Source organism: Streptomyces sp. CNT360 (assembly GCF_000424785.1).
This window is the reverse complement of record NZ_AUKO01000030.1, coordinates 72967-88127: the sequence shown is the minus strand read 5'-3', so window position 1 is coordinate 88127 and position 15161 is coordinate 72967. Positions and strand designations below refer to the sequence as shown.

9 protein-coding genes are annotated in these 15161 nt (G+C 67.2%); all 9 read right to left on the bottom strand.

Translation table 11 applies throughout. The features are described from left to right. Window positions 1–121: 121 nt before the first annotated feature. The 9 genes from tuf to rplJ all read right to left on the bottom strand — a co-directional run bounded on the left by tuf (window position 122) and on the right by rplJ (window position 14837). Window positions 122–1315 (bottom strand): elongation factor Tu, encoded by a 1194-nt coding sequence (tuf, locus tag H297_RS0122550; protein ID WP_027738900.1) that lies wholly within the window; start codon window positions 1313–1315, stop codon window positions 122–124. Between the two features lie 256 nt (window positions 1316–1571). Beyond that, window positions 1572–3695, bottom strand: a complete 2124-nt coding sequence (gene fusA, locus H297_RS0122545; protein ID WP_027738899.1) for an elongation factor G — start codon at window positions 3693–3695, stop codon at window positions 1572–1574. Window positions 3696–3734: 39 nt separating this feature from the next. After that, entirely contained in the window at window positions 3735–4205 is a 471-nt protein-coding gene (gene rpsG, locus H297_RS0122540) for a 30S ribosomal protein S7 (RefSeq protein ID WP_027738898.1), read from the bottom strand. 2 nt (window positions 4206–4207) lie between these two features. Further along, complete coding sequence (gene rpsL / locus H297_RS0122535; protein ID WP_003948652.1) at window positions 4208–4579, bottom strand: 30S ribosomal protein S12; 372 nt, start codon at window positions 4577–4579, stop codon at window positions 4208–4210. Window positions 4580–4994: 415 nt separating this feature from the next. Next, the gene (locus tag H297_RS0122530; protein WP_027738897.1) at window positions 4995–5462 is read right to left on the bottom strand and encodes a DUF1707 and DUF4190 domain-containing protein; all 468 of its coding nucleotides are present in this window, start codon (window positions 5460–5462) and stop codon (window positions 4995–4997) included. A gap of 278 nt (window positions 5463–5740) precedes the next feature. Further along, complete coding sequence (locus H297_RS0122525; RefSeq protein WP_027738896.1) at window positions 5741–9652, bottom strand: DNA-directed RNA polymerase subunit beta'; 3912 nt, start codon at window positions 9650–9652, stop codon at window positions 5741–5743. An 89-nt stretch (window positions 9653–9741) separates the two neighbouring features. After that, entirely contained in the window at window positions 9742–13224 is a 3483-nt protein-coding gene (gene rpoB, locus H297_RS0122520; protein ID WP_027738895.1) for a DNA-directed RNA polymerase subunit beta, read from the bottom strand. 533 nt (window positions 13225–13757) lie between these two features. After that, a complete protein-coding gene (gene rplL, locus H297_RS0122515; protein ID WP_027738894.1) occupies window positions 13758–14147 on the bottom strand; it encodes a 50S ribosomal protein L7/L12 in 390 nt (129 codons plus the stop codon). Between the two features lie 117 nt (window positions 14148–14264). Further along, the gene (gene rplJ, locus H297_RS0122510) at window positions 14265–14837 is read right to left on the bottom strand and encodes a 50S ribosomal protein L10 (protein WP_027738947.1); all 573 of its coding nucleotides are present in this window, start codon (window positions 14835–14837) and stop codon (window positions 14265–14267) included. Between the last annotated feature and the right edge of the window lie 324 nt (window positions 14838–15161).

Genomic DNA, 15161 nt, shown 5'->3' with positions numbered 1-15161 from the left:
CCTTCTCCCCCTGGCGCACGGAAGAGGGCCCGTACGGCAGTGCAGCCGTACGGGCCCTCTTCCAGGGTTCAGACCCTGCCAGGCCGTGCGCCGGGCGCCAGCGGCGCCCGGCGCGGCGAGATCACTTGAGGATCTTGGTGACCTGGCCGGCGCCCACGGTCCGGCCACCCTCGCGGATGGCGAACTTGAGGCCCTCTTCCATGGCGACGGGCTGGATGAGCTGGACGCTCATCTCGGTGTTGTCGCCCGGCATGACCATCTCGGTGCCCTCGGGGAGGGTCACGACGCCGGTCACGTCGGTGGTACGGAAGTAGAACTGCGGACGGTAGTTGTTGAAGAACGGGGTGTGGCGACCACCCTCGTCCTTCGACAGGATGTAGGCCTGGGCCTCGAACTCGGTGTGCGGGGTGACCGAACCGGGCTTGATGATGACCTGGCCGCGCTCGACGTCCTCGCGCTTGATGCCGCGGAGCAGCAGACCGACGTTCTCACCGGCCTGGCCCTCGTCGAGCAGCTTGCGGAACATCTCGATACCGGTGACGGTCGTCGAGGTCTTGGTGTCCTTGATGCCGATGATGTCGACGTTCTCGTTGACCTTCAGCACACCGCGCTCGATACGGCCGGTGACGACCGTACCGCGACCGGTGATGGTGAAGACGTCCTCGATCGGCATCAGGAACGGCTTGTCGGTGTCGCGCTCCGGGGCCGGGATGGCCTCGTCGACGGCCGACATGAGCTTGACGATGGACTCGCCCCACTCCTTGTCGCCCTCAAGAGCCTTGAGCGCGGAGACCTTGACGACCGGAACCTCGTCGCCCGGGAACTCGTACTCCGAGAGAAGCTCACGGACCTCGAGCTCGACGAGCTCCATGATCTCCTCGTCGTCCACCATGTCGGCCTTGTTCAGGGCGACGACGATGTACGGAACGCCGACCTGGCGGGCCAGGAGCACGTGCTCCTTGGTCTGCGGCATCGGGCCGTCGGTGGCGGCGACCACGAGGATGGCGCCGTCCATCTGGGCAGCACCGGTGATCATGTTCTTGATGTAGTCCGCGTGACCCGGGCAGTCGACGTGGGCGTAGTGACGGTTCTCCGTCTGGTACTCGACGTGCGCGATCGAGATGGTGATACCGCGCTGGCGCTCCTCGGGAGCCTTGTCGATGTTCTCGAAGGCCGAGGCCTCGTTCAGGTCCGGGTACGCGTCGTGCAGCACCTTGGTGATCGCCGCGGTAAGAGTGGTCTTGCCGTGGTCGATGTGACCGATGGTGCCGATGTTGACGTGCGGCTTAGTCCGCTCGAACTTCGCCTTCGCCACTGGGGTCCTCCTGTGGACTGGTGCTGTACACCCTCCACACTTTGCGGAGGGTCTCAGGTGGTCGTACCGAACCGGTCAGGACCCCGAGGGGGATGCCCTTGACCTGTTCGCTTGGGTGGGCCGGCGGACGAGGCCCCTCCGGCACGACCGCGCCGGGACCAAGCGGTCCGAGCGGTTATGTGCCGGAGTGCCCCGTATGCCTTTGCTCCAGCCTAAAGGGTGAGCACGGGTGCCCTGCTCGCCCCTGGACGAGTGGCTACTCGCCCTTGGCCTTCGCGATGACCTCCTCGGCGACGCTCTTGGGAACCTCACCGTAGGAGTCGAACTGCATGGAGTACGTCGCACGACCGGAGGTCTTGCTGCGCAGGTCTCCGACGTAGCCGAACATCTCCGAGAGCGGAACCAGGCCGGTGACGAGCTTCGCGTTGCCGCGCTCCTCCATCGACTCGACCTGACCGCGCCGCGAGTTGATGTCGCCGATCACTTCGCCCATGTAGTCCTCGGGCGTGGTGACCTCGACCTTCATCAGCGGTTCGAGCAGGGTCGGGCTCGCCTTCCGAGCGGCCTCCTTGAACGCCATGGAACCGGCGATCTTGAACGCCATCTCGGAGGAGTCGACGTCGTGGAAGGCACCGTCGAGCAGCGTCACGCGGACGCCGGTCAGCGGGTAGCCGGCCAGCACGCCGAACTCCATGGCCTCCTGGCAGCCCGCGTCCACGGACGGGATGTACTCCCGCGGGATGCGGCCACCGGTGACCTGGTTGACGAACTCGTAACCGTCGCCCTCCAGCGGTTCGACGGCGATCTGCACCTTCGCGAACTGACCGGAGCCACCGGTCTGCTTCTTGTGGGTGTAGTCGACCTTGTCGACCTTCTTGCGGAGCGACTCGCGGTAGGCCACCTGCGGCTTACCGACGTTGGCCTCGACCTTGAACTCGCGCTTCATACGGTCGACCAGCACGTCGAGGTGCAGCTCGCCCATACCCGCGATGATCGTCTGGCCGGTGTCCTCGTTGGTCTTGACCTGGAAGGACGGGTCCTCCTCGGCCAGCCGCTGAATGGCGACACCCAGCTTCTCCTGGTCGCCCTTGGACTTGGGCTCGATGGCGACCTCGATGACCGGGGCCGGGAAGTCCATCGACTCCAGGATGACCGGGTTGTTCGCGTCGCAGAGGGTCTCACCGGTGGTGGTCTGCTTCAGACCCATGACGGCGACGATGTCGCCGGCGCCCACCGACTCGATCTCCTCCCGCTTGTTGGAGTGCATCCGGTAGATCTTCCCGATGCGCTCCTTGCGGCCCTTGATCGAGTTCGTCACCTGGGAACCGGTCTGGATCCGGCCCGAGTAGACCCGGATGAAGGTCAGCTTGCCCAGGTGCGGGTCACTGGCGATCTTGAACGCGAGCGCGGACATCGGCTCGTCCTCGGAGGGACGACGCTTGATGACCTCGTCGTTGTCCTTCGGGGAGTGACCCTCGATGGCCTCGACGTCCAGCGGCGACGGCAGGTAGCGGGCAATCGCGTCGAGCAGGGGCTGCACGCCCTTGTTCTTGAACGCGGTACCGCAGAACACCGGGGTCACCGTGATGGTGCCCTCGGCGCCCGTGGAAGCCAGCGTGACCCGGCGGATCGCCGCCATGAGCTGCTCCTGGGAGGGCTCCTCGCCCTCCAGGTACAGCTCCATCATCTCCTCGTCGTTCTCCGCGACGGCCTCGAGCAGCTTGCCGCGCCACTCCTCGGCCGCCTCGGTGTGGGTGTCCGGGATGTCGACGGTGTCGTACATCTCGCCCATCTTGGCCTCGGGCGACCAGACCAGGGCCTTCATCGACACCAGGTCGACGACGCCCCGGAAGTCCGACTCGGTGCCGATCGGCAGCTGCATGACCAGCGGCACCGCACCCAGGCGGTCGCTGATCATGTCGACGCAACGGTGGAACTCCGCACCGGTGCGGTCGAGCTTGTTGACGAAGCAGATGCGCGGGACGCCGTAGCGGTCGGCCTGCCGCCAGACCGTCTCCGACTGCGGCTCCACACCCGCCACACCATCGAACACCGTGACCGCGCCGTCGAGTACGCGCAGCGCACGCTCCACCTCGACGGTGAAGTCGACGTGGCCCGGGGTGTCGATGATGTTGATGGTGTGGTCGACGCCGTTGAGCGGCCAGTGAGTGGTCGTCGCGGCGCTCGTGATGGTGATGCCGCGCTCCTGCTCCTGCTCCATCCAGTCCATCGTGGCAGCGCCGTCGTGGACCTCACCGATCTTGTAGCTGCGACCGGTGTAGAACAGGATCCGCTCGGTGGTCGTCGTCTTGCCCGCGTCGATGTGGGCCATGATCCCGATGTTGCGGACCTTGGCCAGGTCAAGTGAAGTGGTAGCCATAAGGCTTCAGTCTTCTCTCGGTCTCGATGGGGTCTGCGACTACCAGCGGTAGTGCGCGAAGGCCTTGTTGGACTCGGCCATCTTGTGCGTGTCCTCGCGCTTCTTGACGGCGGCGCCGAGCCCGTTGGAGGCGTCGAGCAGCTCGTTCATGAGGCGTTCGGTCATGGTCTTCTCGCGGCGGGCGCGGGAGTAGCCCACGATCCAGCGCAGCGCGAGAGTGGAGGAGCGGCCGGGGCGGACCTCGACCGGGACCTGGTAGGTGGCACCGCCGACGCGGCGGGAGCGGACCTCCAGAGTCGGCTTGACGTTCTCGAGCGCGCGCTTGAGCGTGATGACCGGGTCGTTGCCGGACTTCTCGCGCAGCCCCTCCATGGCGCCGTAGACGATGCGCTCGGCGGTGGAGCGCTTGCCGTTCAGCAGCACCTTGTTGATGAGGGAGGTCACCAGAGGAGAACCGTAGACCGGGTCGATGATGACCGGGCGCTTCGGGGCAGGGCCCTTACGAGGCATTCTTACTTCTCCTTCTTGGCGCCGTAGCGGCTGCGAGCCTGCTTGCGGTTCTTGACGCCCTGCGTGTCGAGGGAGCCGCGGATGATCTTGTAGCGAACACCCGGCAGGTCCTTCACACGGCCACCGCGCACGAGCACGATGGAGTGCTCCTGCAGGTTGTGGCCCTCACCCGGAATGTAGGCGGTGACCTCGATCCCACTGGTCAGGCGCACACGGGCGACCTTACGCAGGGCCGAGTTCGGCTTCTTCGGGGTGGTCGTGAACACACGCGTGCAGACGCCACGACGCTGGGGCGAACCCTCGAGCGCGGGCGTCTTGTTCTTCTCGACCTTGTCCTGCCGGCCCTTGCGGACCAACTGCTGGATCGTAGGCACCGTTTCTCCGGTTTCTGTGTGCCGATCTCGATAAAGCTAACCCGGGCCACGCCCCGACCCACGAGGTCGGGTGTGTCGAAGACCGCAGACCCCGCTGAGGGGGAGACTTCCCCTAGGTGAGAAGCATGCAGATCCCGGTGTCACCGGCTGCGCCTACCGACTCCGCTCTCGCGGGGGACAACAGCGCAGGGGACACCCCAGGCACAGAGACCGAGGGTACCCACCTCACCGGCTCCGGTCAAAACGTCAAGGACCGGCCACCATAGCCCGCCCCACCTGCGAGGAGAAGGGCACCCACCCGAAGCCCCCCCCGGACGACACCCCGGACGGCGCCACAGGCGGCCCCCTCACAGCAGCTCCCGCCGGAACCGCACGCCGGGCCGGGCACCCACGGGACCGGCCCCGGCGGCCGGAATCAGTTCGCCGCCACGATCACGGCGAAGATCACCGCGAGGAAGAATCCGATGGCCAGCCAGCCCAGCACCAGCCCGGCCGTGGCGAAGCCGGAGCCCTCCTCCCCCGTCCTGCGGATCTGCGACTTCGCGACGTGCCCCAGGATCACCGCGGGGATGGCCGTGATCCCGTACATCGGCGTCAGGATGCCGCAGATCAGCGCCCCGATGGAGGCCCCGTTCGTCTGCGGCGGCGGCACGGGCAGGAACGTGCGCGGCACCGGCGGATGCACCGGCTGCTGCGGCGCGGCCGGCATCGGCACGGGCCCCTGGGGCAGATCCGCCAGCAGCATCGTCAGCTCGGCGTACGTCTGCGCCTGCGAGGCCCTCGTCAACCGCTGCTCGTACTCGGCCTGGCCCAGCCGTCCCTCGCTGAATCCGGCCTTCAGTACGTCGATCGCCCGCTCCCGGTCCGCGTGCGACGCACGCATCACGCCGGTCTGCTGCTCCCGGCGGCCCGGCACCCCATCGGGCTCCCACGGTCCGAACGCCATTGGCCCCCACCTCCCCGGCTCGCTTGCCCTTCCATCATCCATGACGCACGCCGTCCGCGCCGAGTTCGCACGCATCCGAAACTCGTCTTCCCTCCCCGCCCCGCGCCGCCTGCGCTCCCTTCCCCGGACACGCCGGAGGGCGGCCACCCCGCGCGGGATGGCCGCCCTCCATGGACGCTCAGGCGCCGTACACGCGCCGCAGGCGGCGCGGGCCGTCAGGCGTTGTACGGGCCGTAGTCGTAGTCCTCCAGCGGGACCGCCTGGCCGGAGCCGGTGCCGAAGGGCGAGTAGTCGATGTCGTCGTAGCCGACAGCCGAGTACATCGCGGCCTTCGCCTCCTCGGTGGGCTCGACCCGGATGTTGCGGTAGCGGGACAGGCCCGTACCGGCCGGGATGAGCTTACCGATGATGACGTTCTCCTTGAGGCCGATCAGGGAGTCCGACTTGGCGTTGATCGCCGCGTCGGTCAGGACCCTGGTCGTCTCCTGGAAGGACGCCGCCGACAGCCAGGACTCCGTGGCCAGCGAGGCCTTGGTGATGCCCATCAGCTGCGGACGGCCCGAGGCCGGGGAGCCGCCCTCGGTGACCACGCGCCGGTTCTCCGACTCGAACTTGGTGCGCTCCACCAGCTCACCGGGCAGCAGCTCGGCGTCGCCGGACTCGATGATCGTCACGCGGCGCAGCATCTGCCGGATGATGATCTCGATGTGCTTGTCGTGGATCGACACACCCTGCGAGTTGTAGACCTTCTGGACCTCGCCCACCAGGTGCACCTGGACGGCGCGCTGGCCGAGGATCCGCAGCACGTCGTGCGGGTTCTCCGTACCGACGGTGAGCCGCTGGCCGACGGAGACGTGGTCGCCCTCGCCCACCAGCAGGCGGGCGCGCTTGGAGACGCTGTAGGAGGTCTCGTCCGAACCGTCGTCGGGGGTGACGACGACCTTCTTGGTCTTCTCCGTCTCCTCGATCCGGGCCCGGCCCGCCGACTCGGAGATCGGCGCGACGCCCTTGGGCGTACGGGCCTCGAACAGCTCGACGACACGCGGCAGACCCTGGGTGATGTCGTCACCGGCCACACCACCGGTGTGGAAGGTACGCATCGTGAGCTGGGTGCCGGGCTCACCGATCGACTGGGCGGCGATGATGCCGACGGCCTCGCCGATGTCGACCAGCTTGCCGGTGGCCAGCGAGCGGCCGTAGCACATGGCACAGGTGCCGACCTGCGACTCGCAGGTGAGGATGGAGCGCGTCTTGACGGTCTCCACTCCGTGCCGGACCAGCTCGTCGATGAGCACGTCGCCCAGGTCGGTACCGGCCGGGGCCAGCACCATGCCGTCGACGACGATGTCCTCGGCGAGGCAGCGCGCGTACACGCTGGTCTCGACGTCCTCGGCCTTGCGCAGCACGCCCTCGGCGTCCCTGGAGGCGATCGACAGCTTGAGGCCGCGGTCGGTGCCGCAGTCCTCCTCGCGGATGATCACGTCCTGCGAGACGTCGACCAGACGACGGGTGAGGTAACCCGAGTCCGCGGTACGCAGGGCGGTGTCGGCGAGACCCTTGCGGGCGCCGTGCGTGGAGATGAAGTACTCCAGCACGGAGAGACCCTCACGGAACGAGGCCTTGATGGGCCGCGGGATGGTCTCGTTCTTCGCGTTCGACACCAGACCGCGCATACCGGCGATCTGACGCATCTGCATCATGTTCCCTCGGGCGCCCGAGTCCACCATCATGAAGATCGGGTTCGTCTTCGGGAAGTTGTCGTTCATCGCCTGCGAGACGTCGTTCGTCGCCCGCGTCCAGATGGCGATGAGCTCACGGGTGCGCTCGTCCTTGGTGATCAGACCGCGCTCGTACTGCTTCTGGACCTTCTCGTCCTGCGCCTCGTACCCGGCGATGATCTCCGGCTTGGCGTCCGGGACGACGACGTCCGAGATCGCGATGGTCACACCCGAACGGGTCGCCCAGAAGTAACCGGCCGACTTCAGGTTGTCCAGCGCCGCGGCGACGGTCACCTTCGGGTAGCGCTCGGCCAGGTCGTTGACGATCTGGGAGAGCTGCTTCTTGCCCACGGTGTACTCGACGTACGGGTACTCCTCGGGCAGCAGCTCGTTGAAGAGCGCGCGGCCCAGCGTGGTGTGCAGCCGGAACGGGTCCCCGGGCTGCCACTCGGCGGCCTCGCCCTCGGCACCCTCGGCGGGCGCCGGCGGGGTCCAGCCCAGCGGCGGCACCGTACCGGCCGGGAAGCGGATGTCGACCTTCGCCTGGAGCGACAGCTCCCCGGCGTCGAACGCCATGATCGCTTCCGCGGTGGAGTTGAACGAGCGCCCGTCGCCGAACGTCTCGCGCTGCTCCTCGTCCGTGGTGAGGAAGAACAGACCCAGGACCATGTCCTGCGTCGGCATCGTCACCGGACGGCCGTCGGCCGGCTTGAGGATGTTGTTCGAGGACAGCATCAGGATGCGGGCCTCGGCCTGCGCCTCCGCGGACAGCGGCAGGTGCACGGCCATCTGGTCACCGTCGAAGTCCGCGTTGAACGCGGTGCACACGAGCGGGTGGATCTGAATGGCCTTGCCCTCGACCAGCTGCGGCTCGAAGGCCTGGATGCCGAGGCGGTGCAGCGTGGGCGCACGGTTCAGCAGAACCGGGTGCTCCGCGATGACCTCTTCCAGCACGTCGTAGACGACCGTGCGGCCGCGCTCGACCATCCGCTTGGCGCTCTTGATGTTCTGCGCGTGGTTCAGGTCGACCAGGCGCTTCATCACGAACGGCTTGAACAGCTCCAGCGCCATCGCCTTCGGCAGACCGCACTGGTGCAGCTTGAGCTGCGGGCCGACGACGATCACCGAACGCGCCGAGTAGTCGACACGCTTGCCGAGCAGGTTCTGCCGGAAGCGGCCCTGCTTGCCCTTGAGCATGTCGGACAGCGACTTGAGCGGACGGTTGCCCGGGCCGGTGACCGGACGGCCGCGCCGGCCGTTGTCGAACAGCGCGTCGACGGCCTCCTGGAGCATCCGCTTCTCGTTGTTCACGATGATCTCGGGCGCACCGAGGTCCAGCAGACGCTTCAGCCGGTTGTTGCGGTTGATGACGCGGCGGTACAGGTCGTTCAGGTCGGAGGTCGCGAAGCGGCCACCGTCGAGCTGCACCATCGGGCGCAGGTCCGGCGGGATGACCGGCACGCAGTCCAGCACCATGCCCTTGGGGCTGTTGCTGGTCTGCAGGAACGCGGAGACGACCTTCAGGCGCTTGAGCGCACGGGTCTTCTTCTGGCCCTTGCCGGTGCGGATGACCTCGCGGAGCTTCTCCGCCTCCTCGTTCAGGTCGAAGGTCTCCAGGCGCTTCTGCAGGGCAGCGGCGCCCATGGAGCCGTCGAAGTAGGTCCCGAAGCGGTCGCGCAGCTCACGGTAGAGCAGCTCGTCGCCCTCCAGGTCCTGCACCTTGAGGTTCTTGAAGCGGTTCCACACCTCGTCCAGGCGGTCGAGCTCGCGCTGGGCGCGGTCGCGGAGCTGCTTCATCTCGCGCTCGGCGCCCTCGCGCACCTTGCGGCGCACGTCCGCCTTGGCGCCCTCGGCCTCCAGCTCGGCCAGGTCGCTCTCCTGCTTCTTGGCGCGGGCTTCGAGGTCGGCGTCGCGGCGCTGCTCGATCTGCTGGCGCTCCACGCCCACGTGCGCCTCCAGGGAGGGCAGGTCACGGGTGCGGCGCTCCTCGTCGACGTACGTGATCATGTACGCCGCGAAGTAGATGACCTTCTCCAGGTCCTTCGGCGCCAGGTCGAGCAGATAGCCCAACCGGGAGGGGACGCCCTTGAAGTACCAGATGTGGGTGACGGGGGCGGCAAGCTCGATGTGGCCCATCCGCTCACGGCGCACCTTGGCGCGGGTGACCTCGACACCGCAGCGCTCACAGATGATGCCCTTGAAGCGGACGCGCTTGTACTTGCCGCAGTAGCACTCCCAGTCCCGGGTCGGGCCGAAGATCTTCTCGCAGAAGAGTCCGTCCTTCTCGGGCTTGAGGGTGCGGTAGTTGATGGTCTCCGGCTTCTTGACCTCGCCGTGCGACCACTGACGGATGTCGTCAGCGGTGGCCAGGCCGATTCGCAGTTCGTCGAAGAAGTTGACGTCGAGCACTCTCGTCAATCCCTCTCAGGGTCGTGTGTCAATGGTCTGAACGGGGTCGCGGGAGGGCCGGGACGCGGGAGGCGCCCCGGCCGACTCCGTCAGACCTCTTCGACGCTGCTCGGCTCGCGCCGGGACAGGTCGATTCCGAGCTCCTCCGCCGCGCGGAAGACGTCCTCGTCGGTGTCGCGCATCTCGATCGACATGCCGTCCGAGGACAGCACCTCGACGTTGAGGCAGAGCGACTGCATCTCCTTGATGAGCACCTTGAAGGACTCGGGGATACCCGGCTCGGGGATGTTCTCGCCCTTGACGATGGCCTCGTAGACCTTCACGCGGCCGGTCACGTCGTCGGACTTGATGGTGAGCAGCTCCTGCAGCGCGTACGCGGCGCCGTACGCCTCCAGGGCCCACACCTCCATCTCACCGAAGCGCTGGCCACCGAACTGGGCCTTACCACCCAGCGGCTGCTGGGTGATCATGCTGTACGGGCCGGTCGAACGGGCGTGCAGCTTGTCGTCGACCAGGTGGTGCAGCTTGAGGATGTACATGTAGCCGACGGAGATCGGGTCCGGGAACGGCTCCCCGGAACGGCCGTCGTACAACTGCGCCTTGCCGGAGGGCTGGACCATGCGGTCGCCGTCCCGGTTGGGCAGCGTGGAGTTGAACAGACCGGCGATCTCGTCCTCGCGGGCACCGTCGAACACCGGCGTGGCGACGTTGGTGTCCGGCGCCACGTCGTCCGCGCCGATCGCCTTCAGGCGCTCCATCCACTCCTCGGAGCCCTCGACCTTCCAGCCCTGGGAGGCCAGCCAGCCCAGGTGGATCTCCAGGACCTGGCCGGGGTTCATCCGGGAGGGGACGCCCAGCGGGTTGAGGATGATGTCGACCGGGGTGCCGTCCTCCAGGAACGGCATGTCCTCGACCGGCAGGATCTTGGAGATGACGCCCTTGTTGCCGTGCCGGCCCGCGAGCTTGTCACCGTCGGTGATCTTGCGCTTCTGCGCCACGTAGACGCGCACGAGCTGGTTGACGCCCGGAGGCAGCTCGTCGCCCTCCTCGCGGTCGAAGACGCGGACGCCGATGACCTTGCCGGTCTCGCCGTGCGGCACCTTCAGCGAGGTGTCACGGACCTCGCGCGCCTTCTCACCGAAGATCGCGCGCAGCAGCCGCTCCTCGGGGGTCAGCTCGGTCTCACCCTTCGGGGTGACCTTGCCGACCAGGATGTCGCCCGCCTCGACCTCGGCACCGATGCGGATGATGCCGCGCTCGTCGAGGTCGGCCAGGACCTCCTCGGAGACGTTCGGGATGTCCCGGGTGATCTCCTCCGGGCCCAGCTTGGTGTCCCGGGCGTCGACCTCGTGCTCCTCGATGTGGATCGAGGAGAGGACGTCGTCCTGCACCAGGCGCTGGCTGAGGATGATCGCGTCCTCGTAGTTGTAGCCCTCCCACGGCATGAAGGCCACGAGCAGGTTCTTGCCGAGCGCCATCTCTCCCTCGTCGGTGGACGGCCCGTCGGCCAGCACCTGGCCCTCGATGACGCGGGCGCCCTCGTCCACCAGCACCTTCTGGTTGAAGCAGGTGCCCTGGTTGGAGCGGGTGAACTTGGCGACGCGGTAGGTGGTGTAGGTGCCGTCGTCGTTGGCCACCGTCACGTAGTCGGCGGAGACCTCCTGGACGACACCGTCCTTCTCGGCCTTGATGACGTCACCGGCGTCGACCGCGCAGCGGTACTCCATGCCGGTGCCCACCAGCGGCGACTCCGCCTTGATGAGCGGCACGGCCTGCCGCATCATGTTCGAGCCCATCAGGGCGCGGTTGGCGTCGTCGTGCTCCAGGAAGGGGATCATGGCGGTCGCGACCGACACCATCTGGCGCGGCGAGACGTCCATGTAGTCCACGTCGTCACCGGGGATCAGGTCGACCTCGCCGCCGCGGCGGCGGATCAGCACCCGGTCCTCGGCGAACCGCATGTCCTCGGTCAGCGGCGCGTTGGCCTGCGCGATGACGAAGCGGTCCTCCTCGTCGGCGGTGAGGTAGTGCACCTCGTCGCCGACGACACCGCCGGTCACCTTGCGGTACGGGGTCTCGACGAACCCGAACGCGTTCAGCCGGCCGTAGGAGGCGAGCGAGCCGATCAGACCGATGTTCGGGCCTTCCGGCGTCTCGATCGGACACATCCGGCCGTAGTGCGAGGGGTGCACGTCACGGACCTCGAAGCCGGCCCGCTCACGGGAGAGACCACCCGGACCCAGCGAGTTCAGACGCCGCTTGTGGGTCAGACCCGAGATCGGGTTCGTCTGGTCCATGAACTGGGAGAGCTGGCTGGTGCCGAAGAACTCCTTGATGGAGGCGACGACCGGCCGGATGTTGATCAGGGTCTGGGGCGTGATCGCCTCGACGTCCTGCGTGGTCATCCGCTCCCGGACCACGCGTTCCATCCGGGCCAGACCCGTGCGGACCTGGTTCTGGATCAGCTCGCCGACGTTGCGCAGACGGCGGTTGCCGAAGTGGTCGATGTCGTCGGTCTCGATGACGATCGTGTCGCCCTCGGCCGAGGTCGACTCGGTCTCGCCCGCGTGCAGCTTCACCAGGTACTTGATCGTGGCGATGATGTCGGCGCTGGTCAGCACGCCGGACTCCAGCGGCTCGTCGCCGCCGAGCTTCTTGTTGATCTTGTACCGGCCGACCTTGGCCAGGTCGTACCGCTTCGGGTTGAAGTAGAGGTTCTCCAGCAGCGTCTGGGCCGCCTCGCGCGTCGGCGGCTCGCCCGGACGCAGCTTGCGGTAGATGTCGAGCAGCGCGTCGTCCTGACCCTGGGTGTGGTCCTTCTCCAGAGTGGCGCGCATCGACTCGTACTGGCCGAACTCCTCCAGGATCTGGTCGTTCGTCCAGCCCAGGGCCTTCAGCAGCACCGTGACGGACTGCTTGCGCTTGCGGTCGATGCGGACACCGACCATGTCGCGCTTGTCGACCTCCATCTCCAGCCAGGCACCCCGGGAGGGGATGATCTTGGCGGAGTAGATGTCCTTGTCGGACGTCTTGTCGATGGAGGAGTCGAAGTACACGCCCGGCGAGCGGACGAGCTGGGAGACCACGACACGCTCGGTGCCGTTGATCGCGAAGGTGCCCTTGTCGGTCATGAGCGGGAAGTCGCCCATGAAGACCGTCTGGGACTTGATCTCACCGGTCTCGTTGTTGGTGAACTCCGCCGTGACGAAGAGCGGCGCGGCGTAGGTGAAGTCGCGCTCCTTGCACTCGTCGATGGAGTTCTTCGGCGGCTCGAAGCGGTGGTCGCGGAAGGTCAGCGACATCGAGCCGGAGAAGTCCTCGATCGGGGAGATCTCCTCGAAGATCTCCTCCAGACCGGACTTGGTGGGAACATCCTGTCCACTGTCCAGCGCGGCCTCGACGCGTTCCTTCCAGGCGTCGTTGCCGAGCAGCCAGTCGAAGCTCTCGGTCTGGAGCGCAAGGAGGTTGGGAACCTCCATGGGCTCCTTGATCTTCGCAAAAGAGATACGCAGCGGGGCAGTGCTGGCGCCGTTGTTCGAATTGGAGGTCGAGGCAGTGCGCGAGGCGGCCAAGAGGGGGTCCTTCCGAGGGCTCGGACTCTCTACACGCATACCGGCACCCCTGGTGACGGGCAGGGGGCAGCTAATAGGCAGCGCAAAGGGTCAGTGTAGCCACAAGGCCCACTGATGTCCAATAAGGATTGCGGGAAACCGGCTCACGCCCCGGTCTCCACCTCCATCGATTGTTCTTCTGGTGCCGCCCCCGCCCCCAGCGGCCTCGATTCGCCGGGGCGGATGTGCTCGGTTGTGGTGCTGCGTGCCTGCCGCAACACTTCCCGCTTCGTCCTCGATCCATGCCTCGGAAACCGGATCAGTGTGACGACGCGTCCCGAGAATTGCGCGCTGCGTGCCGTTCGTCAAGGCCCCCAGGGGCAACGAAGATCACCATACCCGCAGCCACCCGCACACGGCGCGACCGTCCAGCAACGCGGAAGGGCGACCACCCGTCTGGGTGATCGCCCTCCGTTTGTCCGCCTACCCCCACGGGGTGGCGGACGGTGTACCGCGCTGACTCGGTGGGCCGGCAGCGGCCCGCCGAGTCGGGGTCACTTGACCTCGACCGAGGCGCCGGCGCCTTCGAGGGACTCCTTGGCCTTGTCGGCGGCGTCCTTGGCGACCTTCTCGAGGACCGGCTTCGGGGTGCCGTCCACGAGCTCCTTGGCCTCCTTCAGACCCAGCGAGGTCAGCTCACGCACGACCTTGATGACCTGGATCTTCTTGTCGCCGGCGCCGGTCAGGACGACGTCGAACTCGTCCTGCTCGGGCTCGGCGTCGGCCGGGGCGCCCGGGGCACCCGGGGCGGCGACGACGGCGGCGGCCGGGGCGGCGGCCTCGACGTCGAACTTCTCCTCGAACTTCTTCACGAAGTCGGAGAGCTCGATGAGGGTCATGTCCTCGAACTGGGAGAGCAGTTCGTCCTGGCTGAGCTTCGCCATGATGGCGGTCCTTCCACTTGGTCGGCTGGTGCCGTATCGATGTGTCGGCGGGCTCACGGCCCGCTGCGACCGAGTACGCGGAGCGTCCGCTGCCCCGTACGCACGGGGCGGCGCGGATTACTCGGTCTCGGCCTCGGCGGGAGCCGTGGTGTCGGCACCGCCCTGCTCTTCGACCTTGCTGCGAAGCGCGTCCGCGGTGCGGACGAACTTCGAGAGCGGGGCCTGGAAGGTCGCCGCGGCCTTGGCCATGGACGCCTTCATGCCACCGGCCAGCTTGGCGAGCAGCACCTCGCGGGACTCGAGGTCCGCGAGCTTGTTCAGGTCCTCGGCGGCGTACAGAGCGCCGTCGACGATGCCACCCTTGATCACAAGGGCGGGGTTCTCCTTGGCGAAGTCACGAAGACCCTTCGCCGCCTCGACCGGGTCACCGGTCACGAAGGCGACAGCCGAGGAGTCCGTCAGGAACTCGTTCAGCTCGTCGATCCCGGCTTCCTTGGCCGCGATCTTGGTCAGCGTGTTCTTCACCACTCGGTACTGAGCGTTGTCACCGAGCGCACGACGCAGCTCCCTGAGCTGTGCCACGGAGAGTCCGGTGTACGCGGTGACCACAGTGGCGTTCGAGTCACGGAACTTGTTCGTGATCTCTTCGACGGCTGTGATCTTGTCAGGCGCGACCTGTTCCCTCGCCATGAGCCTCGGCCTCCTTCCGGTGATGAGGACCGCTCGGAAGGGGCTGAACACGACGAACGCCCCAGCGCAGGCGCATGGGGCGGCAAGCTCGACCGGCGCGGACACACGTGCTGGCGCACCTGTCACGACGGGAGCGAGTTCCTCAGTCACCTGCGCGGGCCGTCCGCAGCGAGCGGATCCTTCGGCCGTCGGCGCTCTGTGTGCGCACGACGACGACCAGCGGTCTTTGGCTTCGCATCGAAGCGTACGCGAACGGGTCCGGGAGCGCCAAATCCGGCCTCCCGTAACGGAAGGACGGCGGGCGGCGGGTCGGCTGCGGCCGAT